Source organism: Aeromonas sp. FL131 (assembly GCF_049860615.1).
GTDB lineage: Bacteria > Pseudomonadota > Gammaproteobacteria > Enterobacterales > Aeromonadaceae > Aeromonas > Aeromonas hydrophila.
In genome coordinates this window covers 1611509-1637971 of the sequence record NZ_CP187595.1, presented here as the reverse complement: position 1 = coordinate 1637971, position 26463 = coordinate 1611509, and the positions used below count along the sequence as shown (strand labels likewise).

The 26463-nt window shown below is 64.4% G+C and carries 21 protein-coding genes and 1 other RNA gene; 9 read left to right on the top strand and 13 right to left on the bottom strand.

Annotation, left to right across the window (positions count from 1 at the left end; translation table 11 throughout):
- The first annotated feature begins 2 nt into the window (after nucleotides 1–2).
- The gene (locus tag ACPW75_RS07700; RefSeq protein WP_179101329.1) at nucleotides 3–1925 is read left to right on the top strand and encodes a putative bifunctional diguanylate cyclase/phosphodiesterase; all 1923 of its coding nucleotides are present in this window, start codon (nucleotides 3–5) and stop codon (nucleotides 1923–1925) included.
- Nucleotides 1926–2034: 109 nt separating this feature from the next.
- On the opposite strand, the gene ACPW75_RS07695 is transcribed toward ACPW75_RS07700, so the two are convergent.
- Entirely contained in the window at nucleotides 2035–3468 is a 1434-nt protein-coding gene (locus ACPW75_RS07695) for a glycoside hydrolase family 1 protein (RefSeq protein WP_043161748.1), read from the bottom strand.
- A 157-nt stretch (nucleotides 3469–3625) separates the two neighbouring features.
- Here ACPW75_RS07695 and ACPW75_RS07690 point away from each other — a divergent pair, with 157 nt between their 5' ends.
- Together ACPW75_RS07690 and ACPW75_RS07685 are read left to right on the top strand one after the other, a co-directional pair.
- Nucleotides 3626–4528: a LysR family transcriptional regulator gene (locus ACPW75_RS07690; protein WP_077095519.1), complete on the top strand. Its 903-nt coding sequence runs from the start codon at nucleotides 3626–3628 to the stop codon at nucleotides 4526–4528.
- Between the two features lie 188 nt (nucleotides 4529–4716).
- Entirely contained in the window at nucleotides 4717–6354 is a 1638-nt protein-coding gene (locus ACPW75_RS07685; protein ID WP_077095520.1) for a GGDEF domain-containing protein, read from the top strand.
- 124 nt (nucleotides 6355–6478) lie between these two features.
- Here the strand turns inward: ACPW75_RS07685 and ACPW75_RS07680 are convergent, their stop codons facing one another.
- From ACPW75_RS07680 to ACPW75_RS07670, 3 genes are all read right to left on the bottom strand, one after another.
- On the bottom strand, nucleotides 6479–7327 hold the full coding sequence (locus tag ACPW75_RS07680; protein WP_077095521.1) for an aldo/keto reductase: 849 nt from the start codon (nucleotides 7325–7327) through the stop codon (nucleotides 6479–6481).
- Nucleotides 7327–7545 (bottom strand): hypothetical protein, encoded by a 219-nt coding sequence (locus tag ACPW75_RS07675; protein WP_077095522.1) that lies wholly within the window; start codon nucleotides 7543–7545, stop codon nucleotides 7327–7329. The genes ACPW75_RS07680 and ACPW75_RS07675 overlap by 1 nt, the downstream gene beginning before the upstream one ends.
- 108 nt (nucleotides 7546–7653) lie before the next feature.
- Nucleotides 7654–8637: an aldo/keto reductase gene (locus tag ACPW75_RS07670; RefSeq protein ID WP_041218643.1), complete on the bottom strand. Its 984-nt coding sequence runs from the start codon at nucleotides 8635–8637 to the stop codon at nucleotides 7654–7656.
- A gap of 192 nt (nucleotides 8638–8829) precedes the next feature.
- Between ACPW75_RS07670 and ACPW75_RS07665 the strand changes: the two genes are divergently transcribed.
- Complete coding sequence (locus ACPW75_RS07665) at nucleotides 8830–9810, top strand: LysR family transcriptional regulator (RefSeq protein ID WP_081398581.1); 981 nt, start codon at nucleotides 8830–8832, stop codon at nucleotides 9808–9810.
- A 363-nt stretch (nucleotides 9811–10173) separates the two neighbouring features.
- On the opposite strand, the gene ffs is transcribed toward ACPW75_RS07665, so the two are convergent.
- The 9 genes from ffs to ACPW75_RS07620 all read right to left on the bottom strand — a co-directional run bounded on the left by ffs (nucleotide 10174) and on the right by ACPW75_RS07620 (nucleotide 19706).
- Nucleotides 10174–10270, bottom strand: an RNA gene (gene ffs, locus ACPW75_RS07660) — signal recognition particle sRNA small type.
- A 102-nt stretch (nucleotides 10271–10372) separates the two neighbouring features.
- Nucleotides 10373–11161: a sulfite exporter TauE/SafE family protein gene (locus ACPW75_RS07655; RefSeq protein WP_011705953.1), complete on the bottom strand. Its 789-nt coding sequence runs from the start codon at nucleotides 11159–11161 to the stop codon at nucleotides 10373–10375.
- 90 nt (nucleotides 11162–11251) lie between these two features.
- Nucleotides 11252–12688 carry an arginine-ornithine antiporter gene (gene arcD / locus ACPW75_RS07650; RefSeq protein ID WP_039214372.1) on the bottom strand — a complete coding sequence of 479 codons (1437 nt, stop codon included), beginning with the start codon at nucleotides 12686–12688 and terminating at the stop codon, nucleotides 11252–11254.
- Nucleotides 12689–13077: 389 nt separating this feature from the next.
- Nucleotides 13078–13839, bottom strand: coding sequence for an SDR family oxidoreductase (locus ACPW75_RS07645; RefSeq protein WP_041218642.1), 762 nt, complete (start codon nucleotides 13837–13839; stop codon nucleotides 13078–13080).
- A 71-nt stretch (nucleotides 13840–13910) separates the two neighbouring features.
- Nucleotides 13911–14831: a 3-hydroxyisobutyrate dehydrogenase gene (gene mmsB, locus ACPW75_RS07640; protein ID WP_190283603.1), complete on the bottom strand. Its 921-nt coding sequence runs from the start codon at nucleotides 14829–14831 to the stop codon at nucleotides 13911–13913.
- 27 nt (nucleotides 14832–14858) lie between these two features.
- Nucleotides 14859–15962 (bottom strand): enoyl-CoA hydratase/isomerase family protein, encoded by a 1104-nt coding sequence (locus ACPW75_RS07635; protein WP_190283604.1) that lies wholly within the window; start codon nucleotides 15960–15962, stop codon nucleotides 14859–14861.
- Nucleotides 15963–16021: 59 nt separating this feature from the next.
- Nucleotides 16022–16834, bottom strand: a complete 813-nt coding sequence (locus ACPW75_RS07630) for an enoyl-CoA hydratase (protein ID WP_077097675.1) — start codon at nucleotides 16832–16834, stop codon at nucleotides 16022–16024.
- Nucleotides 16835–16971: 137 nt separating this feature from the next.
- Nucleotides 16972–18129 (bottom strand): acyl-CoA dehydrogenase family protein, encoded by a 1158-nt coding sequence (locus ACPW75_RS07625; protein WP_167825099.1) that lies wholly within the window; start codon nucleotides 18127–18129, stop codon nucleotides 16972–16974.
- 65 nt (nucleotides 18130–18194) lie between these two features.
- Nucleotides 18195–19706, bottom strand: a complete 1512-nt coding sequence (locus ACPW75_RS07620) for a CoA-acylating methylmalonate-semialdehyde dehydrogenase (RefSeq protein WP_077097679.1) — start codon at nucleotides 19704–19706, stop codon at nucleotides 18195–18197.
- A gap of 245 nt (nucleotides 19707–19951) precedes the next feature.
- Here ACPW75_RS07620 and ACPW75_RS07615 point away from each other — a divergent pair, with 245 nt between their 5' ends.
- The 5 genes from ACPW75_RS07615 to ACPW75_RS07595 are packed head-to-tail and all read left to right on the top strand — an operon-like array spanning nucleotide 19952 to nucleotide 26461.
- On the top strand, nucleotides 19952–21100 hold the full coding sequence (locus tag ACPW75_RS07615; RefSeq protein WP_077097681.1) for an isovaleryl-CoA dehydrogenase: 1149 nt from the start codon (nucleotides 19952–19954) through the stop codon (nucleotides 21098–21100).
- Nucleotides 21097–22698: a carboxyl transferase domain-containing protein gene (locus ACPW75_RS07610; protein WP_077097683.1), complete on the top strand. Its 1602-nt coding sequence runs from the start codon at nucleotides 21097–21099 to the stop codon at nucleotides 22696–22698. The genes ACPW75_RS07615 and ACPW75_RS07610 overlap by 4 nt, the downstream gene beginning before the upstream one ends.
- 9 nt (nucleotides 22699–22707) lie before the next feature.
- On the top strand, nucleotides 22708–23547 hold the full coding sequence (locus ACPW75_RS07605; protein WP_077097685.1) for an enoyl-CoA hydratase-related protein: 840 nt from the start codon (nucleotides 22708–22710) through the stop codon (nucleotides 23545–23547).
- On the top strand, nucleotides 23544–25508 hold the full coding sequence (locus ACPW75_RS07600; protein WP_077097687.1) for an acetyl/propionyl/methylcrotonyl-CoA carboxylase subunit alpha: 1965 nt from the start codon (nucleotides 23544–23546) through the stop codon (nucleotides 25506–25508). Before ACPW75_RS07605 ends, ACPW75_RS07600 begins: the two co-directional genes overlap by 4 nt.
- Nucleotides 25505–26461 carry a hydroxymethylglutaryl-CoA lyase gene (locus ACPW75_RS07595; protein ID WP_077097689.1) on the top strand — a complete coding sequence of 319 codons (957 nt, stop codon included), beginning with the start codon at nucleotides 25505–25507 and terminating at the stop codon, nucleotides 26459–26461. Before ACPW75_RS07600 ends, ACPW75_RS07595 begins: the two co-directional genes overlap by 4 nt.
- The last annotated feature ends 2 nt before the right edge of the window (nucleotides 26462–26463 follow it).

Here is a 26463-nt window from a genome sequence, read left to right as displayed (position 1 = left end):
CGATGATCAAGGGCAAGTTCCTCTCCCTTGCCTTTATCATGGTCTCCTTTCTGGGGGTGACCATCTGGTCACTCTTCAATTACGATCGCACCTTCAATGACATGGTCAAATACAACCAGCTCTCCGCCTGGTCTCTGGCCCAGCTGGAACTGGAGCTGCACGGTTTTGACGAGCAGCTGTCGCTGTATCGCAGCGGTCAGACCGATGCCGGGCAGTTGAACAAGGCCTATGACATCGCCTGGAACCGGCTGGACATCTTCTTGACCGGGCAGGAGACCGCTCTCATTCGCGAGCGTTTCAACGCCAGCGAGAGAGTCGGCGCCTTCTTTGAGGTGCTCAAGGAGTATGAGCAGGACGTGGTCAACCCCACCCCCGATTCAGCCCGGCTGGCCGAGATGGAAACTAGGCTAAGCAAGCTGCTGCCTTCCATCCGGGATCTGATGGTGATGAACTTCACCGGCCCCTCCGCCATCAAGCAGCGTCAGGAGCTGCAGCAGTCCAAGGAAGGGCACGTACTGGTGCTGGTCGCCCTGCTGGCCATCGGCCTGCTCATCCTGTTCGTGGTCTCCCGGGAGATGAAGCTGCAATACTTCCTGGCCTGGAACGACCCACTGACCCTGCTGCCCAACCGGGCCGCCTTCATGACCCGGCTGGAGCGGCTGGCCAAGGGCAAGCAGCCCGCCGACGCTACCCTGACCATCTGTCTGGTCGAATTGAACAACTTCAAGGAGGTCAACGACAGCCTGGGCTATGCCGCCGGGGATGAGCTGCTCACCATGGTGGCCAACCAGATCAGAGAGTATGCCCATGACCAGGCCTTCATCGCCCGCATGGGCGGCGATGAATTTGCCCTCTTCATCTATGGCGCCATGCCCATCGAGCACCGTGTACCCTATCTTGTCCGGCTGCTGGATGAGTTGAGGCCCACCGTCTTTCAGGCCGATCCGGCGCACCGGGTGCGCGTTAGCATGGGAATAAGCCAGCACCCCATCACCGCCCACAAGATCGAGGAGCTGATCCTGTTCGCCGACATTGCCCTCGCCAATGCCAAAAAGCTCAAGGAGAACCACCTGCAGGTGTTCAACCACCGGATGTTCGAACACTACAGCCGCAACCGGAAACTGGCCGCCGAACTGCGTGAACATCTGAATATCATCTCCAACAGCACCCTCTATCTGCACTATCAGCCGGTGATAAAACCGGGCAATGCCTACAACATGGGGGCCGAGGTGCTGATCCGCTGGCATCATCCCGAATACGGCTTCATCAACCCGCTGGATATCATCGCCATGGCGGAGGAGAACGGCCTCGGCGAGCTGCTCGGCAAATGGATCTTCAGCCGGGTCAACCACGACATGTCGCAGCTGCCGGCCAGCTTCGTGGACAAGCTGGAGCTGGCCATCAACCTCTCCAACTCCATGTTCACCCCGGCCCTGTTCCACCAGGTCAACGAGATGCTGCAACAGAGCCCGCTGCGCGCCGAACAGCTCATTCTGGAGCTGACCGAAACCATCGCACTCGACGATCTGCCGCTCAGCCAGCGCATCTTCAAGGAGCTCAAACACATCCACGTGCGCATCGCGCTGGATGATTTCGGCACCGGCTGGTCCTCCTTCTCCTATCTGATGTCTCTGAGCTTTGACAAGCTCAAGATTGACAAGTCCTTCGTCAGCAACATCGAGACCGACCCGCGGCAATTCATGTTCGTCGAGTCCATCACCAAGCTATCCCATCAGCTGGGGCTGGTAGTAGTGGCAGAAGGAGTCGAGAGCCTGCATGAACTGCAGCAGCTGGCCCATATCGGGGTGGACGAGATCCAGGGCTACTACTACTCCAAGCCGCTCTCCCCTGCCGAATTTTTCATCTATGCCATGACCCATCTGGCCCATAGCGCCGAGGAGAGCGTGGACGTCAGCTATCACTAAACGCACATCCCATTGCGGACCACCCTATCTTTCGCCTCACCGTCTCGTTCCCACCAAAAACAACAGGCCCCGCCGGTGGGCGGAGCCTGTCAAAGTATTGCTGATTTGCTTAGAGCGTTTTGCCGCCCGAGCTTATCACCGTCTGGTACCAGTAGAAGCTGTCCTTCTTGAGCCGGCGCAGGGAGCCGCCCTGCTCGTCACGCTCCACAAAGACGAAGCCGTAGCGCTTCTGGTAGCCGTTGAGCCAGCTCAGGATGTCGGTGAACGACCAGGCGCAATAGCCGAGCAGTTCCACCCCGTCCTGCAGCGCCTCTTGGCACGCCTTGACGTGGCTGCGCAAATAGTCGATGCGGTAGTCGTCGTGCACCCGATCTCCCGCTGCCAACTTGTCGAACTCGCCGAGGCCGTTCTCGGTGATCATCAGCGGCAGACCGTAGCGAGAGGAGAGCCGGCGCAGGGCGATGCGCATCCCGGTCGGGTCGATGGCCCAGTCCCAGTTGCTGGTCTCAAGGTGCGGGTTGGGGGCCGTCTTGTAGAGGCCGGGAATGCCGCTCGAGGGAGTGGTGCCCTTCTGCCCCGTGGTATTGATGCGCTGCAGGGTCTGGCCGCCGAGCGGGTTGTCGGTGAAGGTCAGGGTGTAGTAGTAGTTGACGCCGATGTAGTCGGGCGTCCCTTCCCGCAGCAGCTCGAGATCGCCGGGCAGGATATCCGGCGCCTCGCCGGTTTCCCGCAGGTAGGCAAGCGCCGCCTGCGGATAACGGCCAAAGCAGTAGGCATCCAGCCACCAGAGGTTGGTGAACTCCTCGGCGTTTTCAAACGCCAGCATGTCTTTGGGATCGCACGACGCCGGATAGGCGGGCGAGTAGGCAAAGCTTGGGCCGATCAGCCCCCCCGGCACGTGCTGGCGGAACGCCTTGATGACCCGGGCGTTGGCCAGAAACGCGATGTGGTTGGCGGCAAAGAAGCGCTTGCGGTCCTGCACTGCGGGCGGGTGAGTGCCGAGCTGATAGGCGTTGGTCAGGTTGTAGTTCTGCTCGTTGAGCGACACCCAGTATTTCACCTTGCCGGCAAAACGCTGATACAGGGTCACGCAGTAGCGCTCGAAATCCTCGATGATGCGTCGGTCTTCCCAGCCGCCGTATTCATCCTGCAGCGCCTGGGGCAAATCCCAGTGATAGAGGGTGAGCACCGGCTCTATCTGGTGAGCCAAGAGGGTATCGATCAGTTTCTCGTAGAAGGCCAGCCCCGCCTCGTTCACCTCGCCGCGGCCGGTGGGATAGATACGCGGCCAGCTCACCGAGAAGCGGTAGGCCTTGAGCCCCATTTCCGCCATCAGCGCCACGTCCTCCTCCATGCGGTGATAGTGATCCACCGCCACGTCGCCATTGCTGCCCTCGAAGGTCTTGCCCGGCAGCTTGGTGAACAGATCCCACACCGAGGGGCCCTTGCCATCGGCGTTCCAGGCCCCTTCCACCTGGTAGGCGGCGGAGGCGGCGCCCCATAGAAAATCGGCGGGGAAGTCGTTGAACTTGTGGTGATGCATCTGGGGTTGCTCCTTCTGCGGCGGTGGCACCTGCCACCTTTATCGCGCCGACTGGCGGCGCCCAATGGAATTGGCATAAGCATCGAACAGTTATAAAATTCCGTCCAATGACAAATAAAACCATTCAACATTCCAAGCAGGAATCATAGGGGCCGGGATGGAGTTACGGGATCTGAAAGCCTTCGTCACCCTGGGAGAAGTGCTGCACTTCGGTCAGGCAGCGGTACGCCAGCACGTCACCCAGTCGGCCCTGAGCAAGCAAATACGGCGGCTGGAAGAGGAGCTGGGCGGCGAGCTGTTCGAACGCAATGCCAGCAGTACCCGCCTCACCGTGCTGGGGCGGGCTCTTTACCAGGATGCCAGCGCGGTGGTGGCGGCCAGCGAGCAGCTCGGTCGCACCGCCCGTGACGTGCTGGCGGGCAACAGCGGCACCCTGCGCATCGGCTTCGGGGTTGCCACCAAGATCCTGGTGCCCGCCGCCATCGCCCGTTTTCGCACCGAACGCCCGCAGGTCACCATAGAGCTCAACGATCTCTCCACTCACCACCAACTGCTGGCCTTGAGCGAGGGCAAGCTGGACCTCGGTTTTTGCCGCCTGCCCGCCCCCAAGGGGTGGCACTGTCTGCCGGTGGTGCGAGCACACTTTGTCGCCGTGCTGCCGGCCAGCTACGCCGGCGTGCGCGAACTGGCGGATCTGGTGGACAAACCGCTGGCTATCTTGCGCCGGGACAAGGCCCCCTCGTTTTATGATCACCTGATGAACTATCTGGCCCAGAGCGGGCTGCGCTTTCGCGATATCCAGTACGTCAACGACTTCGCCGCCGGCGTCGCCACCGCCGCCGCCGACATCGCCTGGACCCTGGTGCCCTCCTCCACCACCATAGAGCACCCGGATGTGCTGACCCTGCCGCTGCATGATACCGAAGCGAGCTGGATCATCGGCCTGATCCGCCCGCCCCACAGCAAGGGCCCGCTCATCGACGCCTTCTGGCAGATTGTCGCCGACCTGAGTGAGCCAGCTCCCACGCTGCAAGCGGGGCCTTCTCCAGAGCAGCCATGAGCCTGCTCGGCGCCTCTGCCTTCCCCCCTCCTGGCAGGCGGCCGCTTGGTGATAGCGCTGACATCCCTTTGCCGATCAAGTGATTATGGTGAAGAAGGGGGTTGGATAGTGATAGCTTTTCGGCAGTTGGCTCCATTAGAATCAATCGTTTTACGATCACTCACCCTCATCGCGGATGCCACACTGCCATGCTGCTTCACCGGTTATTGAAAATTGATCTGCGTCGTCTGATCCTGGCGCTGGCCGTCGTCGGCGTCATGGCGACCCTGAGCAACAGTTTCTATGCCACCTACGAGGCGCAACGGGAGCTGTTGATCTCCAATACCCTGGATGCCAACCGCGTCTACGCCGCCAAGCTGGCCGACATGACCAATACCATGATCCAGTCCAGCCAGAGCCAGCTGGCCTACAGCGCCACCCTGCTCGCCCCTGCCATGGCCGATGACGATGTCCTGCTGGGTGAAGTCCGACGCTTGCAACAGCAGACCGCGACGTTCAACTCGGTGGCCGTGGTCAATGCCGACGCCGTGGTGGTGAGCGTCTACCCGGATACCCTCAAGATCAAGGGTGCCAAGCTCACCTCCGCTGGTTCCAGAGCCGCCATCACGACCCGGCTGCCGGTGATCACGGATCCGTTTATTTCCCTCTCCGGCAACTATCTCATCAGCCTCTCCAGCCCCATCTTCGACAAGGAGAAGAACTATCTCGGCTATGTGGCAGGCACCATCTATCTCCAGTCACCCAATCTGCTCTCCGGCATGCTGGGCCAGCACTACTACCAGGATGGATCCTCCCTCTATGTGGTCGATCGCAACAGAACCCGCATCTATCATCCGGACTCTGCCAGGGTCGGTGAAAAAATCCGTGACAACGGGGTGGTCGACCGGGTGTTGAACGGCGAAGAGGGGGCGCTCGAGCTGACCGATGAGACGGGCACCGAGATGCTGGCCGGCTTTGCCCCCATCCGGCAGACCCACTGGGGAGTGGTGGCGCAGCGTCCCCGCGCCGCCACCCTGACCGGGCTGGATCAGCAGATGGTGCGGGTGCTGCTCAAGATCATTCCCATCAACCTGCTGATCCTGCTGTTCATCTGGATTTCCGCCATCTTCATCTCCAGGCCGCTGTGGCAATTGGCCCACAAGGCCAAGCTGATGGATCAGCAAGAATCGCTCAAGAACCTCGCCAAGATCCGGGCCTGGTACTTCGAGGCGGCGCAGCTCAAGCAGGCCATGCTCAAGGGGCTGGGGCTGCTCAATACCCGGATCACCCAGTTGCACAATGACAGCCATACCGACGCCATGACCGGCCTGTTCAACCGCCGGGGCATGCAGCAGGTGCTCGACAGTTATCAGACACTGGATCAACCCCTCGCCGTGATTGCGCTGGATATCGACCATTTCAAGCAGATCAATGACGGTTTCGGCCATGATGTCGGGGATCAGGTGCTGGCCACCCTCGCCACCCTGATGCAGCAAGGTGCCAGACAGGCCGATACCGTGTGCCGCAGCGGCGGTGAAGAGTTTCTGATCTTGCTGCCCGGGCTGTCGCTTCCCCTCGCCTTCGAGATCGCCGAGCGGCTGCGCCAGCGGGTCGCCGCGCACCCCATGCCCGGCGCCGGCCACATCACCATCTCGCTCGGGGTCGCCCATTGGCCCGGCAGCGATGACGATCTCAACGTCGTCCTGAAGCAGGCCGACCAGGCACTTTATGAAGCCAAGCGACGGGGACGCAATCGTACCGTGCAGGCCGGTCGTGACCAGCAACGTGCCCCCGACAGCGCCCTGCCACCGTCCGAGGATGTCCCCGAGCGCGTGCAGCACGGCTAGACAACGTCAGCTGGGCAACCGGGTGTACAGACCCAGTACCATGGGCGTCAGCTGCGGCAAGCGGCTTGATGCGACAGGCGGTTCGCCGTCAGCCATGACCCGACTCGATGGCTCATTGCCCCGGTCAGACGTCGAGCCTGCGCTGGGTCAGCCACTCCACCATGGCCGGATCGCGGTGCGAGAAGAATGCGCTGACCGCCGTATCGAGCGCCGCTATCTGTACCATCTCCTCATGACTGAGTTCAAAGTCGAAGATAGCGAGATTCTCCTCCATCCGCACCTTGCGCACAGACTTGGCCAGCGCCGCTATGCCCCGCTGGTACAGCCAGCGCAGCACTACCTGCCCCACACTTTTCCCGTGTCTCGCCCCGATGGCGGTCAGCTGCGGGTGTTGGAACAGTCCGTTTCTGCCCTCTGCGAAAGGAGCCCACGCCTGCGACTGTATATGTCTGCTCTGCATCCAGGGCACGGCATGCAGCTGCTGATTGAAGGGGTTCACCTCTATCTGGTTGATGGCGGGCGCCACCTTGTTGAATGCCATGAGATCCGCCAGCCGGTCCGGGTGGAAGTTGCTGACGCCAATCGCCCGGACCTTGCCGGCTTGCTGCAACTCCGCCATCGCCCGCCAGGCGCCGTGGACATCCCCGTAGGGCTGGTGGATGAGATAAAGATCCACATAATCGAGCTGCAGGCGGTTCAAGGAACGCTCGAATTGCGCCTTGGCCCCCTCATAGCTGGCATCCTGCAACCAGAGTTTGGTGGTGATGAACAGCTCGCCGCGCTCGATGCCACTCCGCCTAATCCCGTTGCCGACCTGGGTTTCATTTTGATAGGAGGCGGCGGTATCGATCAGCCGGTAACCTGCATTGATGGCCTCGATGACGGCACGTTCGCACTCTGCCGCCGCCATCTGGAAGACCCCAAAGCCCAGCAGGGGCATCTCGATATCATTGTTCAGCTTTACTGCTTGCATCATCTGCTCCTTGTGTTGTTTGTCATTGGCATGACATGAACCGCCACCATGCCGGATCCTGTCAGCCTGGCTGCGGGTAACCGCATCTTGGTGACCTTCAAGATGGCAACGCCGCTCAATCCCGCCACCAGATTGTGAAACCGGCCCGCCCGATACTGAGCGGAATCCTGGTGTTCGGGCAGCCCCGATTGCACTACAGGCGAGATGATACCGGCCATCGCGGCTCCTGTGAGTCATAACAACAGAACGGCCCCGGCCAACCGGGGCGACGCGAACCAGCGTCTCGACACGCGGCAGTGGCCGGGCTCGCTTTCCAGCAGGGAGCCTCAGCGCCCCACCAGTTTTCCCAGGTGCGCCGGGTAGCGCCCCCCTTCCAGCTCGATGCCTGCCACGGCGGCGTCAATATCGGCCAGCTCGCGGCTGCCGAGCCTGATGGCAGCCGCCCCCAGGTTCTCTTCCAGCCGGTGCAGCTTGGTGGTGCCCGGAATGGGCACGATCCAGGACCGCTGGGCCAGCAACCAGGCAAGCGCAATCTGGGCTGGCGTCACCCCCTTGCTGGCGGCCAGATCCCCCAGCACCTCCACCAGGCGCAGGTTGGCCGCGCGGGCGCCTTCGGCAAAGCGCGGCACTATGCTGCGAAAATCGTTCGCCTCGAACCGGGTATCAGCCTTGATGGCTCCCGTCAGAAAGCCCTTGCCGAGCGGGCTGAACGGCACAAAACCTATCCCCAGCTCGTCAAGCAGCGGCAGGATCCCCTGCTCCGGCTCCCGCCACCAGAGGGAGTATTCGCTCTGCAGCGCCGCTACTGACTGCACCTTGTGGGCACGGCGGATGGAATCGACGCCGGCCTCGGACAGGCCGAAGTGACGCACCTTGCCCTCCTGAATAAGATCGCGCACCGTCCCTGCGACGTCTTCCATCGGCACATCGGGATCGACGCGGTGCTGGTAGAAGAGATCGATGACGTCGGTGTTGAGGCGGCGCAGCGATGCTTCCGCCACGGCGCGGATATTCTCCGGCCGACTGTCCAGCCCATCAGGCACCTTGCCATTTTTGAAGCCGAACTTGGTGGCGATCACCACCTTGTCGCGAAACGGGGCCAGCGCCTCTCCCAGCAACAACTCGTTGTCGCCCGGGCCATAGGCCTCGGCGGTATCGAAGAAGGTGACCCCGAGCTCAAAGGCACGCCGGATCAGGGCGATCGCCTCTGCCTTGTCGGTCGCGGGGCCATAGCCAAAGCTCAAGCCCATGCAACCCAGACCGATGGCGGACACCGTCAGCCCGCTGTTACCCAATTGACGTGTTTGCATGTTTGCTCCTGTTCTCACAATGCAGCCGGAACTGCCCTGATAACCATGGATGCTCAGCCTCTTGTCTCAACCCAACCGGTGGGAGACAAGCGTTAAAGGCTGGCACGTTGGATGGACGAACTATAGAGATGGGATAAACATCGAACTAGACGGTAAATAGCGGAATCAGTTACAACCAAATGATGTAAATCCATGAGCAAGACCATGATCAACGAATTGCGATCCATCACCACCTTCGTCCACACGGCCGAGCTGGGCAGTCTCAGCAAGGCGGCCGAGGCTCAGCAGATCTCCCCTCAGGCCGCCAGCAAGGCGCTCGGCCAGCTGGAAGCGTATCTGGGGGTGCGTCTGTTTCATCGCACCACCCGCAGCATGTCGCTGACCGAAGAGGGTCAGCGGTTTCTGGAGGCGTCGCAGCCTGCCCTGCTCGGCCTGCAACAGGCTCTGACGGCAGCGCGCCAGACCCGTGAGGAGTTCGCCGGTCCGCTGCGGATCGTGGGCCCGCGTTCCGTGGTGCAGACCATCATAGGGCCGGTGCTGGAGGAGTACTGCCGGCGCTATCCCGATGTGCAACCGGATATCCAGCTCGATGACAGGGTCGGCAACTGGGTGGAGGAGCGGGTCGATGTGGGGTTGCGCATCGGCATCTCTCCTCAGGAGGGGCTGATCGCGCGCCGCCTGTTCCCCATGCAGCTCATCATCTGCGCCGCCCCCGCTTATCTGCGCAAATATGGCGTGCCCCTCACCCTGCATGATCTCGGCCTGCACCGCTGCAGTGCCTTTCGCCACGCGGGCAACGGTCGCCTGGTGCCCTGGCATGTCAAGATAGGGGACGAACTGCAGGAACATCCGGTACGCCCGGCACTCTCCACCAACGACGAGATGGTGGAGCTGGGGGCCGTGCTGGCTGGCGACGTCATCGGCCAGCTGGCCGGGCCGACGGCAGCGGCGCATATCCGCGCCGGCCGCCTGGTGCCCCTGCTGCTCGAGCACATGACCCAGATGCACGGCCTGTTTCTCTACTATGGCAGTCGCGCCGCCCAGCCCGCCCGGGTACGCCACTTCATCGATCTAGCGATAGCCTGCCTCGCGGACAAGCGCGACTATGTGCTCGACATGGATGAACTGGCGCAGGCCCATCTGGCCGGCACGGGGTCACTGCAACCGACATAACGTCCCAGATAAGCGCTCGGGGTTGCTGATTGCTGGGTGCGTTCCGGGCTTGGGCGTTGGTGCACGGCAAGCACTTCTCTTTCGAAAAAGGGTCGTAGCGGGGTGAGAATAAAGAGGATGAAATGGCAATAGAGCCCACGGAAAGTGACTGAAGGGAAAATGCTCGCGTAAGGTGCCGGCCCTGAAGATCAAGGGGAAGTTTGCACCAGACTCCAGGCACCTTGCGGTCGTACCTGATAAGTTGCTGCAGAGGGTCGGAGATCCGAGATTAAGAGGCCTGACTCATCCACACAAAGTGGATTACCAAGCGATCTGAAGGGGGCTATTAGCTGTAACTTATTGAATTGCAGAAACAAGTGGTGGCCCTACCAGCCACATCCCGGCACTCGAGTCCCCCGCCTTGGCTGCTACCTTCCGGTCCTGACCAGGTCGACGGGTTATCAATGCGAGAGGACCAATAGGACCACCGGCGAGGAGAATAGGCAAACTGGCCTCTCAATGCAACGGCTTTCTGCCCTCGCTCATGCTGTTCGCCTTATTTTTCAACAATCTGGCCAAGGGTTCAGCTAAACAGCATGAATTTGGCGCCCACCAGCAGCATCAGCAGGGCGAATGCCTGCTTGAGCCGCTGGGGAGAGAGCCGGTGCGCCAGCTTGGCCCCCACCCGGGCAAACTGGGTACTGGTGAGCACGATGCCGAGCAGCGCCGGCAGGTAGATGAACCCCAGGCTCCACTCTGGCAGGTCTGGATTGTTCCAGCCGGCGTAGAGGTAGCTGAGGCTGCCCGCCAGGGCGATGGGCATGCTGCAGGCGGCGGAGGCTGCCACGGCGTTGCGCATCGGCACGCTGTTCCAGCTCAGATAAGGCACGGTCAGCGAGCCGCCACCGATGCCGAACAAGGCCGACATCCAGCCGATGACGGTGCCGGCGATGCCGGTGCCGAGCGCCCCCGGCAGATGACGCTCCGCCTTGGGCTTGAGGTTGAGCCCCATCTGCAACGCCATGGTCCAGGCGAAGCAGCCGATGATGATGTTGAGGGTGCTGGCGCTGAGCAGGTTGGCGGTCATTCCGCCGAGCCAGGCCCCGACCAGCATGCCGGCGCCGAGCCGGCGGATCATCACCCAGTCGACCGCACCGGCCTCCTGGTGGGCACGCAGCGAGCTGAAGCCGGTGAAGATCATGGTGGGCAGCGAGGTACCTAGTGCCAGATGGGTAATGATGTCGGGCGCAACGCCCTGGGCGTGAAAGCTCAGCACCAGCACGGGGACGATGATGAGACCGCCGCCGATGCCGAACAATCCCGCCAGCATGCCGGCGAACGCCCCCAGCAGCAGATAACCCATAAACAGCATAAAAATTCCTTCCGAGGCGGTGCAGCGAGCAAAGAGTGCGCTGCACATAAAAAAAGAGATGGCCCTTGGGCCATCTCTTTATTGTGCCGGTTAACTCAAGGGAATGGTACCGTCCATCACCTTGTAGAAGGCCAGCACCGCGCAACCGAGCAGGGCCGCCGTCATCCCCTGCTCCAGCCGGTTGAGGCCGCGCAGCCCGTGGTGCTGGCGCGCCTTCCAGTAGATGAAGATGCCGGGGCTGTAGAGCAGCGCCACCAGCAGCAGGTACTCGACCCCGGCGGCATAGACCAGCCAGCAGCCGTAGCCGGTGGCCACCAGCGCCAGGAGCAGGTCGCGCTTGCGCTGATGGGGCTGGCCTGCGTAGGTCTCCCCTTTCAGCGCCAGCTTCAGCCCGTAGGCACCGGAGAAGACGTAGGGCACCAGCGCCGCCGAGGTGGCGATGTTGACCAGCGCCAGATAGGTGCTGCTCTGGAAGTAGATGATGATGAGGAAGGTCTGCACCAGGCAGGTGGAGCACCAGAGCGACACCTGCGGCGAGCCGTTCTTGTTCTCCTTGGCAAACCAGCCGGGGAACACGCCGGTCTTGCCCGCGATGTAGGGCACTTCCGCCGCCAGCACGGTCCAGCTCAGCAGGGCCCCCATCACCGAGATCACCAGGCCGATGTTGATGAGCCAGGCGCCCCAGGGGCCAACCACGGCCTCCAGGATCATGGCGGTGGAGGGATTCTTGAGGGCCGCCAGTTGCGGCTGGTTCATGACCCCCAGCGAGAACAGGGTCACCATCACGTAGAGCGCCAGGGCCCCCAGCAGCGCCAGCACGGTGGCACGGCCTACATCCTTGCGATGACGGGCACGGGCGGAGACCACCACGGCCCCCTCGATGCCGATGAAGACCCAGAGCGTCACCTTCATGGTGGACTTGACCTGATCCATCACCGAACCCAGTTCAGGGGTGCCCTGACCCCAGATATCCAGGGTGAAGGTCTCCATGTTGAAGGCGAGCAGGATGGCCACGCAGAACACGATGAGCGGCACCATCTTGGCGATGGTGGTGACGATGTTCACCAGCGCCGCCACCTGAATGCCGCGCAGCACCAGGGCGTGCACCGACCAGATCAGGATGGACGCCAAGGTGATGGCCACCGGCGTGTTGCCGTCACCGAAGATGACCTTGTCCGGCGTGTCGAAGAAGTAGCTCAGCGCACTGAACACCACGATGGCGTAGGAGACGTTGGCCAGCAACTGACAGAGCCAGTAGCCCCAGGCGGCGTTGAAGCCGATGAAATCGCCGAAACCGGCCTTGGCATAGCTGAAGATGCCACCATCGAGATCCGGGCGACGCATGGAGAGGTTCTGATACACCAGTGCGAGGCAGATCATGCCGATACCGGTGATGGCCCATCCCAGCGCGACGGCCCCGGCACTGGCATGAGCGGCAATGTTTTGCGGCAGACTGAAGACTCCGGCACCGACCATGGAGCCGATCACCAGCGAGATGAGGGCACCAAGCCCCAGTTTCTTGTCCATCTCAATCCTGTTTAATTAGGCGGCGGCAGAGCGTCCGTATTCATACTGCGCGCAATATGGGAGGGGCTAGAAATCCGTACCCCGTGAAAAAGGCGGCAACTATATTGCATGACTATTCCGACCGCAATCCCTCGTACCGTCAATCATGCACCGTCTTGACCGCGCGCAATTTTACAGCACTGACCCCGGGGGCCTGTGAGCTGGTTCAAATTAAGAAAGACCCGTTGATATTTCACATTTTTCCATGACCTGAGCCCCGTTTTTACGGATCAGACCTGCATGAGAATGCAGCTTGCGGCCGAGGTCGACAAACCCGGTTGCTGACAAACGTTTCAATAAAAATGCCCCTGCGCCGAGGGCCAGGGGCATCTGCAAAAGAGCGCCGATATTCAGAGGCGCAAGCCGCCGTCCAGCTCGATCATCCGCCCCGACAGATAGTCATTGGCGAGAATAAAATGCACCGTCTGGGCCAGCTGCGCCGCCTGCCCGAGGGTGCCCACCGGGATGGCCTGCTGCATGCGGGCCATCGCCTCCGGCTTCATCGCCGCCGTCATGTCGGTGGCAAACACCCCGGGAGCAATACCCATCACCCGGATGCCGTGGCGAGCCAGCTCCTTCCCCCAGGTGACCACCAGCGAGGCCACCCCCGCCTTGCTGGCGGCATAGTTGCTCTGGCCGATGTTGCCGGCGCGGGCGATGGAGGAGATGTTGATGATGACGCCCCCCTCCCCGCCGGTGGCCATCAACGCCGCCCCCTCGCGCCCGCACAGGAAGGAGCCGGTGAGGTTGACGTCGATGACGCTCTGCCACTGGGCCAGGCTCATCTTCTCCGTCAGCACCCCCTCCTTCACCTTGATCAGCATGCCGTCGCGCAGAATGCCGGCACAGTTGATGAGGCCGTGCAGGGCACCGAACTGTCCCTTGATGGCGGCAAAGGTCGCCTCGACCTCCGGCTCGCTCGCCACGTTGCAGACGAATAGGGCGCACTGGCCGTCACGGCTGCGCACTTCCGCCTCGGTCACCTCCAGATCGGTGCGGTTGACGTCGATGAGCGCAAGTTGCGCCCCCTGCTCCGCCAGACTCAGGGCGATGGCGCGGCCCAGCCCCCTGCCCGCCCCCGTGATGGCGATAACTTTCTGTGTGATATCCATAAATGCTCCTGGTGAGATGGCCGGTGACTGTCGAGTCAAAGACTATCGGGTAAAAAGGTAGATAGCGGCCCTTAATCCGGCGCTGTCTTGTCCCGATAGAGTTCGAGAATGCTGGAGAAATCCTTGTTCCCCTGCCCCTTGCTGGCGTGCAGGTTGAAGAGGTTGCGGGCCAGGGCCCCCATCGGCACGGCGCTGTGGGCATGCTCGGCCAGGGCCATGGCCAATCCTAAGTCTTTGACCATCAACCGGGTCATGAAGCCCCCCTGATAGTTGCGCGACGCCGGTACGTTTTCCATCACCCCGGGCCAGGGGTTGTAGCGCTCGAGACTCCAGTTGTTGCCCGAGCTCTTGCCCATGATGGTGGAGAGCACGCCCGGATCCAGCCCCTCCTTGACCCCGAGCGCCAGCGCTTCCGCAGTGCCCGCCATGTGGATGGCGAGCAGCATGTTGTTGCACATCTTGGCGATCTGGCCAGCGCCGAGCGCCCCGGCGTGAAACAGGTTCTGCCCCATGCAGGCGAGCACGGGTTTGGCCGCCTCAAAATCCGCTTGTTCGCCACCGACGATGAAGGTGAGCGTGCCCGCCGCCGCGCCGGCCACCCCCCCCGAAACAGGGGCATCGAGAAAACGGATGCCGCGCGCCTGCGCCGCCGCCCCCACCTGACGGGCCGAGGCCACGTCGATGGTGGAGCAGTCGATGACCAGGGCGCCAAGCGGCAGGGCTGCCAGCAGATCCTGCCCGCCCCGCTCACCGGCACTCTCACCCAGCCAGAGGCTGCGCACATGCTCGCCCGCCGGCAGCATGCTGATCACCAGCTCGCAGCCGCTCACCGCCTCGCGGGCATCGCCGGCGGCGATGCAGCCGGCCTCGATGGCGCGGGTCAGGCTCTCGGCCACCAGATCAAACACCTGTACCGTGTGCCCCGCCCTGGCCAGGTTGGCGGCCATGGGGCCCCCCATGTTGCCAAGCCCGATAAATCCAATCCTTGTCATGGTCTGTTCCTTGTGTGTGATCGCCCGTCAGCAGGGACGCAGGGGGTTGTTCCCCTCGGGCCAACGATAGAAGTCATCCAGCCAGGCCTCGCCCGCCTGCGGGGCCTGCCAGCGGGGTGATTTGTCCTTGTCGATGAGCAGGGCCCGCACCCCTTCCACGAAATCCCCTTTGAGCACGCAGTTGACCGAGAGGGCCAGCTCGTCGGCAAACACCTCGGCCAGCGACTGGCGCCGAGCCTGCCAGAACTGACGCCAGAGGATGGCGCGGCTGATGGGGCTGCCGCTCTGGCAGGTCTCCCGCGCCAGGGCCAGCGCCGGTTCGTCCAGCTCGGTGCCCGCGAGGCGTGCCAACACCCCTTGCAGGGAGCGGCCGGCCAACAGCGCATCGATGCGCTCCTGGTGGGGCAAGAGCACGGGGGCCGGCAGCGTCTGGCCAAGGGATCGCTGCAAACCGGCCAGCAGCCCCTCAATCTGCTCGCCAGTATCGGCAGAGTCAGACCAGTCGAGGGCGGCGAGGCGCGCCGGCAGCTCCACCCGCTCGCGGCTCGCCATGGCGTGATCCGCCAGACCCAGGCCGATGGCGTCCGCCCCGTTGAAGCGGGCTCCGGTGAGGCCGAGCCAGAGCCCGAGCCGCCCCGGCATGCGGCTCAAAAACCAGCTGGCCCCCACATCGGGGTAGAGGCCGATGGTCACCTCCGGCATGGCGAACAGGCTCTTTTCAGTCACCACCCTGAACCCGGCACCGGCAAAGAGGCCGATGCCGCCGCCCATGCAGATGCCGTCCGCCACGCAGATGAGGGGCTTGCTGTAGCGATGGATATGGTGATCGAGCCGGTACTCCTGCTCGAAGAAGTCGCGGGCATAGCCAAACAGTGCCGACTCGCTCACCTCCTGTTTGCGGTAGTAGAAGGAGCGGATGTCGCCACCGGCGCAAAACGCCTTCTCGCCGGCCCCCTGCAGCAGCACGCAGACGATGGCCGGATCCTGCTCCCAGCGGGTCAGCGCCGCCTGCAACAACTGGATCATCTCAAGGCTCAGGGCGTTGAGGGAGGCGGGGCTGTCTAGGGTCAGTATGCCGATCTGGCCACCATCCGCCGTGGGGTGGGTCTCGATGCGCACAGGCTCACTCATGGCGAGCCCCCGCAGACCGGGTATCAGCCCCTGCGACATGGCGGGCCGCCATCATTACCTCATTCATCCTTCACTCCCTCACTCTTCACCGACTTGGATTGGTCGTAGTGCCAGCGCGGGGCTCGCTTCTCGAGGAAGGCGGCCACCCCTTCGCGCTGGTTGGCATCGTCAAACAGGGTGAGAAACAGGCTGCGCTCGAGCGGCAGTGCCGCGTCCCGATGGCCGCTGCGCCCCTGGTTGATGAGCTGCTTGCAGGCGCGCAGGGCGCTCGGGCTCTGGCGCTCCACCAGCTGGGCCATCTGGTGCGCCGCCTCCCAGGCATGGCCCTCCTTCACCACCTCCTCCACCAGCCCCATCTCGTAGGCCAGGGTGGCGCTCACCTTCTCGCCGCAGAGGATCATCCGCTTGGCCCAGCCCGGCCCCACCAGTTCGGTGAGGCGCTGGGTGCCGCCGGCGCAGGGCAGCAAGCCCACCGAGGCCTCCGGCAGGCCCAGCTTGGCCTGCTGCTCGGCGATGCGGATGTCGCAGGCCAGCGCTACCTCGAGGCCCCCGCCCATGGCGTAGCCGTTGATGGCGGCGATGCTGACACCATGAAAGCGGGCCAGTGCCTCGAAGGCGCGGCCAAAGGCCTCGGCCACTTCGCGGGCGTGCTCCAGGTTGCCGTCGGCAAACATGTTGAGATCGGCACCGGCGCAGAAGAATTTGTCCCCGGCCCCGCGGATCACCAGCGCCACCACGTCGGGGCGGCCGTCGAGCTCCACCATCATCTGCAAGAAGGCCTGCAGGCTGGCGAGGGTCCAGGTGTTGGCGGGAGGATGGTCGAGGGTGATGTAGGCCACGTGACCGTGATATTCGAGCCTGATCCTTGTCATTGCGTTGTCCTTGTCAAAAAACCTGCCCCATGATGACAGGGTTGAATGGAGCCGACCTGCGGCTGGCTCACAAAGCCTGACGACGAGTCACGCCAGCCGCGTCGTCAGGGCGGGCAACGGGCACGGCGGCCCTCCCGCTACTCCAGCGCCAGCCCGGGTTCGGCCAGCAGACGGCGGGCGATGATGAGCCGCATCACTTCATTCGTCCCTTCCAGAATGCGGTGGACCCGGGTATCGCGCAGGTAGCGCTCGAGCGGGTACTCGCGGATATAACCATAGCCGCCAAAGAGTTGCAGGGCGTCGTCGCAGACGCGGTGCCCCACGTCGGTGGCAAAACGCTTGGCCATGGCGCACCAGGCGCTCTTGTCCGGTGCCCCGGCATCGAGCCTGGCGGCGGCCTGACGCACCAGCAGCCGGGCGGCCGCCAGTTCGGTGGCCATGTCGGCCAGGCGGAACTGCACGCTCTGGAATTCGCTGATCGGGTGGCCAAATTGCTGGCGCTGCTGCACATGGGCCAGGGCATCGTCGAGGGCCTGCTGGGCGGTGCCCACAGAACAGGTAGCGATGTTGATGCGCCCGCCATCGAGCGCCTGCATGGCGAACTTGAACCCTTCCCCCTCCTGCCCCAGCCGGTAACGGGCGGGAATGCGCACAGCACTGAAGTTCACCTCCCGGGTCGGCTGGCTGTTCCAACCCATCTTCTCCTCCGCCTTGCCATAACTCACGCCGGGGGTCTGGGCCGGTACCATGAAGGCGGAGATCCCCTTCGCCCCCTCGCCACCGGTGCGGGCCATCACCACCAGCACGTCGGTGCTGCCGGCGCCCGAGATGAACACCTTGCTGCCATCGAGAAGGTAATCCTCGCCGTCACGCACGGCGCGGGTCTTGAGGGCCGCGGCATCGGATCCTGCGCCCGGCTCAGTGAGGCAGTAGGAGCCCAGTAGTTCGCCGCTGGCGAGCCTTGGTACCCACTCCTCGGCCACCTCGGAAGGCAGCCAGCTGCCCAGCATCCAGCTCACCATGTTGTGGATGGTCAGATAGGCGGTAGTGGAGGTGCAGCCCATGGCGAGGCGCTCGAAGATGAGGCTGGCATCGAGCCTCGGCAGGCCGAGGCCGCCATACTGCTCCGGGGTGTAGAGGCCGCAAAAGCCGAGTGCCGCCGCCTGCTTGATGGTAGGGATGGGAAATTCATGTTCCTTGTCCCAGCGCGCGGCGTGGGGCTTGAGCGCCTCCTCGGCGAAGGCACTGGCGGCCTCCACATAGGCCTGCTGATCCGGGGTCAACGTAAAATCCATCTTGTTCGCTTCCTTGTACTTGTTCGATCCGTTTCTGTCAGTGGGTGCGCCTGGGCAACCTGCCATCAGCGCAGCTGAATCGTCATGTTGGGACCGCTGGGGATGTCTTCGTCGAACCAGCGTTCGGTGACCGTCTTGGTCTCGGTGTAAAAACGCACCGCCTGCTTGCCGTAGGCGTGCAGATCCCCGTAGAAGGAGCCGCGCCAGCCGGTGAAGGAGAAAAACGGCAGCGGCACCGGGATGGGCACGTTGATCCCCACCTGGCCCACCGCCACCTCGTGACGAAACTTGCGGGCAGCAGCACCGCAACCGGTGAAGATGGAGGTGCCGTTGCCGTAGGGGTTGTCGTTGATGAGGGCGAGCGCCTCATCGAGGCTCGCCACCTCGAGACAGGCCAGCACGGGCCCGAAGATCTCCTCCTTGTAGATGCGCATCTCTGGGCTCACGCCGCGAAACAGGGTCGGCCCCACCCAGTTGCCCACCGGGTAGCCGGCCACGTCGCAAAAACGGCCGTCCAGCAGGCACTCGGCCCCCTCGGCGATCCCCGCCTCGATGAGCCCCTCCACCCTGACTTTGGCCTCCGGGCTGATAAGCGGGCCATAGGCGGCCTCTGGATCGTGCCAGACGCCGGGCTTCACCTTGGCGAACTCGGCGGCGAGCTCGGGGATCCACTCCCGGGCACTGCCCACGAACACCGCCACGCTGATGGCCATGCAGCGCTGACCGGCGGCGCCGACCCCGGCCCCCACCAGATTGCTCAGCACCTGCGCCTTGTTGGCATCCGGCATGATCACCATGTGGTTCTTGGCACCGACAAAGCACTGGGCCCGCTTGAGCTGCGACGTGGCGCTGCGATAGACGTGGCCGCCAACCCGGGCCGAGCCGACGAAACTGACCGCCTTGATGTCGGGATGGGCCAGCAGCGCATCCACCTGCTCGGCGCCGCCGTGCACCACCGACAGAATGCCCTTGGGGGCCCCCGCCTCGGCAAACAGTTCGACCAGGCGCATGGGGGTGAGCGGATCCTGCTCGGAGGGCTTGAGCACGAAGCCGTTGCCGCAGGCCACCGCCAGCGGGAACATCCAGAGCGGGATCATGGCCGGAAAGTTGAAGGGAGTGATGCCAAGGCAGACCCCGAGCGGCTGCACCCAGGAGTGGCCGTCGACCCGCCGCGCCACGTTGCCCATGGTCTCCCCCAGGGTTTGGCTCGCGATGGCGCAGGCCTGCTCCACCACCTCGATGCCGCGCCACACATCCCCCTTGGCATCCGCCAGATTCTTGCCGGTCTCCTGGGCCAGCAGGGCCGCCAGCTCGTCGTGATGCGTCTTTAAGAGATGCTGGTAGTTGAACATCACCCGGGCTCGCTCGGAGGCCGGCACCTCTCGCCACAGCAGATAGGCGTCGTGAGCGGTGCGCACCGCCAGTTCAATTTCCGCCGAGGTGGCCTTCGGCACCCGCGCCAGCAGGCTCTGATCCGCCGGATCGGTCACCTCGATCCACTGCTCGCTCGCGGAAGGATACGCCTCCCCGCCGATGTGCAGCGGCACGTCGCCGAACCGGGTCTGATGGTTGTTCATGGGCACTCTCTCCTTGCTGGCACATCATGGGCCGTTTGCGGACGGACCATGGGCACTCCTGTGACGGGGGCCATCACGACCGGGCAATCGCCCTTGCCGTCATGGCGCAACAAATTTACCTTAGACTAACAATCAATTTACGTTTACGCTAACGTAAACTTAAATCACAAATGGACTGACCAGTTTGGCCCCCTGTTTCAGCTCGGCCGCCAAGCTGTCACCCCCTTCATATGAGGAAAGTAAGGATGCATGCAGTGATGGACGAGACCCTGTGCGCCCTGACCGAGCAGGTCGAGGCCTTCTGCCAGAAAGTGATCGCGCCGCGCGCCAGCGAGATTGATCAAAGCAACGCCTTCCCCCGCGATCTCTGGCCCCGCATGGGTGAGCTGGGGCTGCACGGCATCACGGTGGCGGAGGAGTATGACGGGGTGAACCTCGGCTATCTGGCCCACGTGCTGGTGATGGAGCAGGTGAGCCGCGCCAGCGCCTCGGTCGGTCTCTCCTACGGCGCCCACTCCAACCTCTGCATCAACCAGATCCACCGCCACGGCACGGCGGAGCAAAAAGCGCGCTACCTGCCCCCGCTGGTGAGCGGTGAGCATGTGGGGGCGCTCGCCATGAGCGAGCCGGGCGCCGGCTCCGACGTGGTGAGCATGCGCCTGACTGCCGTGCGTGAGGGGGATCACTTCGTGCTGAACGGCAACAAGATGTGGATCACCAACGGGCCCGATGCAGACACCTTCGTCATCTATGCCAAGACCGATCCCGCTGCCGGTCCCAAAGGGATTTCCGCCTTTATCGTCGAGGCGGGGACCCCCGGTTTCTCCACAGCCCAGAAACTCGACAAGCTCGGCATGCGCGGCTCCAGTACCTGCGAGCTGGTATTCGATAACTGCCGGGTGCCGCAGGAGAACCTGCTGGGCCCCCTGCACGGCGGCGTCAAGGTATTGATGAGCGGGCTGGATTACGAGCGGGTGGTGCTGGCGGCGGGCCCCCTTGGCATCATGCAGGCCTGCATGGACGTGGTGCTGCCCTATGTGCGCGAGCGCAAGCAGTTCGGCCAGCCCATCGGCGAGTTCCAGCTGGTGCAAGGCAAGCTTGCCGATATGTATACCCGCCTCGCCAGCAGCCGGGCACTGGTCTACTCGGTGGCGAGCGCCTGTGATCAGGGCCGCACCAGCCGCAAGGATTGCGCCGCCGCCATCCTGTTTGCCGCCGAAAATGCCACCCAGATGGCGCTTGATGCCATCCAGCTGCTCGGCGGTAACGGCTACATCAACGAATACCCCACCGGCCGCCTGCTGCGGGACGCCAAGCTCTACGAGATAGGCGCCGGCACCTCGGAGATCCGCCGCTGGCTCATCGGCCGCGAGCTGATGGGGGATAACGCATGAGCAGGATCCACTCCCGCCTCGACACTGCCAGTCCCGACTATGAGGCCAATCGGGCCGCCATGCAGGCCCTGGTCGACGATCTCAATGCCCGCCTGGAGGAGATAGCCTTGGGCGGCGGCGCTGCCAACAACGCCCGCCATCAGGCCCGTGGCAAGCTGCTGCCCCGCGAGCGCATCAACCAGTTGCTGGACCCGGGTTCCCCCTTTCTCGAACTGTCGGCGCTGGCCGGCTGGCAGGTCTATGACGAGCCGGTGCCCGCCGCCGGCATCATCACCGGCATCGGCCGGGTCTCTGGGCGCCTGTGCATGCTGGTGGTGAACGACGCCACCGTGAAGGGTGGCACCTACTACCCGCTCACGGTGAAAAAGCACCTGCGCGCCCAGGCCATCGCCGAGCGGCTGCGCCTCCCCTGCCTCTATCTGGTGGATTCCGGCGGTGCCTTTTTGCCGATGCAGGACGAGGTGTTCCCCGACCGGGATCACTTTGGCCGCATCTTCTACAACCAGGCTCGCATGTCGGCCCAGAACATCCCCCAGCTGGCGGTGGTGATGGGGCTCTGCACCGCCGGCGGCGCCTACGTGCCCGCCATGGCGGACGAGTCGATCATGGTCAGGGAGCAGGCCACCATCTTTCTGGCGGGGCCGCCGCTGGTCAAGGCTGCCACCGGCGAGGAGATCAGCGCCGAGGCGCTGGGCGGCGCCGAGGTGCACTGCGCCCACTCCGGGGTTGCTGATCACATGGCCCGCGACGATGGCCACGCCCTGGCCCTCGCCCGCACCCTGGTGACCCACCTGAGGAGCGAACCGGTAGAGACCAGCCCCGGCTATGAGCCCCCCTGCTATCCCATCGAGGATCTTTACGGCCTGGTGGGCACCAGCCTCAAGCGCCCCTATGACGCACGGGAGCTGATCGCCCGGCTGGTAGATGGTTCGGATTTTGACGAATTCAAGGCGCTGTTCGGCACCACTCTGATGACCGGCTTTGCCCGGATCTGCGGCATGCCGGTGGGGATCCTCGCCAACAATGGCGTGCTGCACAGCGACAGCGCCCAGAAGGGGGCCCACTTCATCCAGCTTTGCAACCGGCGCGCCATCCCGCTGATCTTTTTGCAGAACATCACCGGCTTTATGGTGGGAAGCCAAGCTGAGCGCGAAGGGATCGCCAAGCACGGCGCCAAGCTGGTCACCGCCGTGGCCTGCAGCCGGGTACCCAAGATCACCCTGATCGTCGGCGGCAGCTTCGGTGCCGGCAACTACGGCATGTGCGGGCGCGCCTACGACCCCGATTTTCTGTTCAGCTGGCCCAACAGCCGCATCTCCGTCATGGGCGGCGAGCAGGCGGCCGGGGTGCTGGTGCAGGTGCGCCGAGACAAGCTGACGGCCGAGGGCAAGAGCCTGAGCGAGCAGGAGGCAACCGCTATCCGTGCCCCGGTGATCGAGCAGTATGAGCGTCAGGGTCACCCCTACTACGCCAGCGCTCGCCTGTGGGATGACGGCGTCATCGACCCGGCCCAGAGTCGCACCGTGCTGGCGCTGGCGCTGGCGGCCTGTCAGGGGGCCGAGACCGGCCCAGAACAGTACGGCATCTTCCGGATGTAAGGAGTTCACATGTCCGATCCACTCAGTCACGCTCTCCAGCCCGGTTTTCGGCTGGAGCGACACGGCCCGCTGGCCGAGCTGGTGCTCGACCGCCCGGCCCGCCACAACGCCTTTGACGCCGACCTCATGCTGGGGCTGCTCGACTGCCTCGACGAGCTGGCCCACACCCACGGCCAGGCCCTCGCCGATCGCCCCCACGCCTTGCTGCTGCGGGCCGAAGGCAAGCATTTTTGCGCCGGCGCCGACCTCAACTGGATGCGCAACCTGGCCCATGCCGATTTCGAGCACAACCGGGAAGACGCCCGGGTGCTGGCGCGGCTGATGCAAACCCTGGACGAGCTCCCCTTCCCCACGGTGGCGCTGGTGCAGGGCGCCGCCTACGGCGGAGCGCTGGGCCTCATCTGCGCCTGCGATCTGGTGCTGGCCGCCGATGACGCCCGCTTCTGCCTCTCCGAGGTGAGCCTCGGGCTGGTGCCCGCGGTGATCAGCCCCTACGTGGTGCGCGCCATGGGGATGCGCCAGGCCCGGGCCCTGATGCTCTGCGCCGAACCGTTCGATGCGGTCACTGCCTGCCGGCTCAATGTGGCGCACCGACGCTGCCCGCCGGATCAGCTGCTGGCCGAAGGACGCGCGCAGGCTCTGCGCCTGTGCCGCAACGGGCCAGAAGCGATGAAAGAGACCAAGCGGCTGCTGGCCGCCCTCGAGAGCCATGGCGCCAACCTGCACGAAGAGAAAACCGTCGAGACCATCGCCCGGGTACGGGTCGGTCTCGAAGCCCAGGAGGGGATGCAGGCCTTCTTCGACAAACGCCCCCCCGCCTGGCGCCCCCGTTTCAAGGACGAAGCATGACTCAATACCACTCCATCAAGCGCCTGCTGATCGCCAACCGCGGCGAAATCGCCGTGCGCATCATCAAGACAGCCCGGCGCCTCGGCATTCACACCATCGCCCTCTACTCGGACGCCGACGCCCGCGCCATGCATGTGCGGGAAGCCGACGAAGCCTGGCATCTGGGGCCGGCCCCCGCCCGGGAGAGCTACCTCGACACCGGCAAGGTACTGCGCATCGCCCAACAGGCCAACGCCGACGCCATCCACCCGGGCTACGGTTTTCTGTCCGAAAACAGCGACTTTGCCACCGCCTGCGAGCAGCGGGGCGTGCGCTTCATCGGCCCAAGCGGCGCCGCCATCCTCGCCATGGGCGACAAGTCGGGCGCCAAGGCGCTGATGCAGGCAGCCGGCGTGCCGGTGCTGCCCGGTTATCACGGTGCGGATCAACACCCCGACTTTTTGCGCGATCAGGCGAGCCAGGTGGGCTTTCCGCTCCTTATCAAGGCGGCCAGTGGCGGCGGTGGCAAGGGGATGCGCCGGGTCGATCAGCTCGCCGACTTTGACGACGCCCTGGCGGCGGTCAAGCGGGAGGCTAGCGCCGCCTTCGGTGACGACCACGTACTGCTGGAGCGCTATCTCGCCCGTGCCCGCCACGTGGAGGTGCAGGTGTTTGCCGATACCCTTGGCAACGCCATCTATCTGGGGGACCGGGACTGCTCGTTGCAGCGCCGCCATCAGAAGGTGATCGAGGAGGCTCCCGCCCCCCACATCGCACCGGCGCTGCGCCGTACCATGGGCGAGGCCGCCGTCACCGCTGCCAAAGCCATCCACTATCAGGGGGCTGGCACCATCGAGTTTCTGCTGTGCGGGGAGGAGTTCTTCTTCATGGAGATGAACACCCGGCTGCAGGTGGAGCACCCGGTCACCGAGGCCGTCACCGGCCAGGATCTGGTGGCCTGGCAGCTGGCTGTGGCCGAAGGCAAGCCGCTGCCGCTCACCCAGGATGAGGTGGTGCTGCGCGGCCACGCGGTGGAAGCCCGTCTCTACGCCGAGGACGTGGCCGCCGGTTTTCTGCCCGCCAGCGGCCCCATCAATTGGCTCCACTGGCCGGATGGCGTGCGCATCGACACCGGCGTCGGCGCCGGCGATGCGGTGAGCCCCTATTACGACCCCATGATCGCCAAGCTGATCGTCCACGCACCGAGCCGCAGCGAGGCCTTTGCCAGCCTGGCCGACGCGCTGGCGGCACTGGAGCTCGGCCCCCTGATGCACAACGGCCCGCTCTTGCTGCGCCTGTGCGAAGAGCCAGAGGTGCTGGCCATGGGCCACCATACCCAGTGGCCCATTCCCACCGATACCCTGCCCGTCCCGGCGCTCGCCTGGCCGCTCGCCGCGCTCTGGCTCGCCACTCGCGAGCACGGCGCCTCCCCCTGGCAGCAGGCCGCAGGCTTTCGGCTGGGCCCCACCCGCAGCTTTAGCGCAGCGGTGCGCATCGGCGAGGAGGCCCGCGTGCTGACTCTCACCGAACGGGCCGGCAGCCTGCTCTGGCAGGGCGAGCAGATCCCGTTCGAGCTCGGGGCGGATCAGATCCGCCTGCAGCAGGCCGGCAGCTGGCAGCGCTACCCGCTGCACGCCCTCGACGAGGGCGACTATCTGCTGCACCTGGCGGGCAGGCGCATCCGCTTCTCGGCCGATGATCAGCACCATCAGCTGCACCATGATCATGAGGCAGGCGACGCCCCCGGCATCCTGGCCCCCATGCACGGCATCGTCGTGGCATTGCAGGTCGAGGCCGGCCAGCCGGTCAGCAAGGGGCAGCCCCTGCTGGTGCTGGAAGCGATGAAGATGGAGCACGTCCTCAAGGCCGACCGGGATGGGGTGATAGAGGCGCTGCAGTGCCGCCAGGGCGAACAGGTGAGTCAGGGCGCCCTGCTGGTGCGCTTTGCCGAGCAGCATACCACTCAGGAGGAGCGCTCATGAGCCGAGCACAGGAGAGCCGGGACGACAAGGTCAGCCTGGTGGAGATGGGGCCGCGGGACGGCCTGCAAAATGAGGCCGCGACCCTCTCGCTGGTGCAGCGGCTGGAGCTCATCGCCCGCCTGGCCGAGAGCGGGTTGCAGCGCATCGAGGTGGGCGCCTTCGTGTCACCCAGGAAGGTGCCGCAGATGGCGGATTCCGCCGAGCTGTTCAACGCCCTGCCGCGCAGGGGGCCGACCCGCTATGGCGCCCTGGTGCCCAATCTGCAGGGTCTGCAGGCCGCCATTGCCGCCCGCGCCGACGAGATAGGCCTCTTCACCGCCTGCTCCGACGGCTTTACCCGGGCCAACATCGGCATCAGCGTGGAGGAGTCGCTGGTGCGCTTCGCCCCGCTGGTGCAGGAGGCGCGCAGCCTCGGCATCAAGGTGCGCGGCTACCTCTCCACCGTCATTGCCTGCCCGTTCGATGGTCCGACCCGGCCCAAGCGGGTCGCCGCCATGGCCGAGCGGCTGCTGGATCTGGGCTGCCACGAGATATCCCTCGGCGACACCATCGGCGTCGGCACCCCGGGCACCGTGGCCCCCATGCTGGATGCGGTGCTGCACGAGATCCCGGCTGGCCGGCTCGCGGTCCATTTTCACGACACCTATGGCCAGGGGCTGGCCAATCTGCTGCCGGCGCTGGAGCGCGGCATCCGCACCATCGACAGCTCAGTGGCCGGGCTCGGCGGCTGCCCCTATGCCCCCGGCGCCTCCGGCAACGTCGCCTCGGAGGAGGTGGTCTACCTGCTGCACGGCCTTGGCATGAGCACCGGCGTCGATCTCGACCAGCTGGCCGCCACCGGCCAGTGGGTGAGCGAGCGGCTCGGCCGCCCCAACGGCTCGCGGGTCGGCCGGGCCCTGCACGCCAATGCCGAGCGGCTGCGCACCCGGCTGTGCCAGCCATCCCCGCAATAAGG

Excerpts from the sequence above, each read along its gene's own strand:
- ACPW75_RS07690 (WP_077095519.1), top strand. The coding sequence starts at position 3,626 with ATGGAGTTACGGGATCTGAAAGCCTTCGTCACCCTGGGAGAAGTGCTG.
- ACPW75_RS07695 (WP_043161748.1), bottom strand. The coding sequence starts at position 3,468 with ATGCATCACCACAAGTTCAACGACTTCCCCGCCGATTTTCTATGGGGC.
- ACPW75_RS07620 (WP_077097679.1), bottom strand. The coding sequence starts at position 19,706 with ATGAACAACCATCAGACCCGGTTCGGCGACGTGCCGCTGCACATCGGC.
- mmsB (WP_190283603.1), bottom strand. The coding sequence starts at position 14,831 with ATGACAAGGATTGGATTTATCGGGCTTGGCAACATGGGGGGCCCCATG.
- ACPW75_RS07615 (WP_077097681.1), top strand. The coding sequence starts at position 19,952 with ATGCATGCAGTGATGGACGAGACCCTGTGCGCCCTGACCGAGCAGGTC.
- ACPW75_RS07680 (WP_077095521.1), bottom strand. The coding sequence starts at position 7,327 with ATGCAAGCAGTAAAGCTGAACAATGATATCGAGATGCCCCTGCTGGGC.
- ACPW75_RS07625 (WP_167825099.1), bottom strand. The coding sequence starts at position 18,129 with ATGGATTTTACGTTGACCCCGGATCAGCAGGCCTATGTGGAGGCCGCC.
- ACPW75_RS07645 (WP_041218642.1), bottom strand. The coding sequence starts at position 13,839 with ATGGATATCACACAGAAAGTTATCGCCATCACGGGGGCGGGCAGGGGG.
- arcD (WP_039214372.1), bottom strand. The coding sequence starts at position 12,688 with ATGGACAAGAAACTGGGGCTTGGTGCCCTCATCTCGCTGGTGATCGGC.
- ACPW75_RS07655 (WP_011705953.1), bottom strand. The coding sequence starts at position 11,161 with ATGCTGTTTATGGGTTATCTGCTGCTGGGGGCGTTCGCCGGCATGCTG.
- ACPW75_RS07685 (WP_077095520.1), top strand. The coding sequence starts at position 4,717 with ATGCTGCTTCACCGGTTATTGAAAATTGATCTGCGTCGTCTGATCCTG.
- ACPW75_RS07675 (WP_077095522.1), bottom strand. The coding sequence starts at position 7,545 with ATGGCCGGTATCATCTCGCCTGTAGTGCAATCGGGGCTGCCCGAACAC.
- ACPW75_RS07630 (WP_077097675.1), bottom strand. The coding sequence starts at position 16,834 with ATGACAAGGATCAGGCTCGAATATCACGGTCACGTGGCCTACATCACC.
- ACPW75_RS07600 (WP_077097687.1), top strand. The coding sequence starts at position 23,544 with ATGACTCAATACCACTCCATCAAGCGCCTGCTGATCGCCAACCGCGGC.
- ACPW75_RS07610 (WP_077097683.1), top strand. The coding sequence starts at position 21,097 with ATGAGCAGGATCCACTCCCGCCTCGACACTGCCAGTCCCGACTATGAG.
- ACPW75_RS07595 (WP_077097689.1), top strand. The coding sequence starts at position 25,505 with ATGAGCCGAGCACAGGAGAGCCGGGACGACAAGGTCAGCCTGGTGGAG.
- ACPW75_RS07605 (WP_077097685.1), top strand. The coding sequence starts at position 22,708 with ATGTCCGATCCACTCAGTCACGCTCTCCAGCCCGGTTTTCGGCTGGAG.
- ACPW75_RS07700 (WP_179101329.1), top strand. The coding sequence starts at position 3 with ATGATCAAGGGCAAGTTCCTCTCCCTTGCCTTTATCATGGTCTCCTTT.
- ACPW75_RS07670 (WP_041218643.1), bottom strand. The coding sequence starts at position 8,637 with ATGCAAACACGTCAATTGGGTAACAGCGGGCTGACGGTGTCCGCCATC.
- ACPW75_RS07665 (WP_081398581.1), top strand. The coding sequence starts at position 8,830 with ATGAGCAAGACCATGATCAACGAATTGCGATCCATCACCACCTTCGTC.
- ACPW75_RS07635 (WP_190283604.1), bottom strand. The coding sequence starts at position 15,962 with ATGAGTGAGCCTGTGCGCATCGAGACCCACCCCACGGCGGATGGTGGC.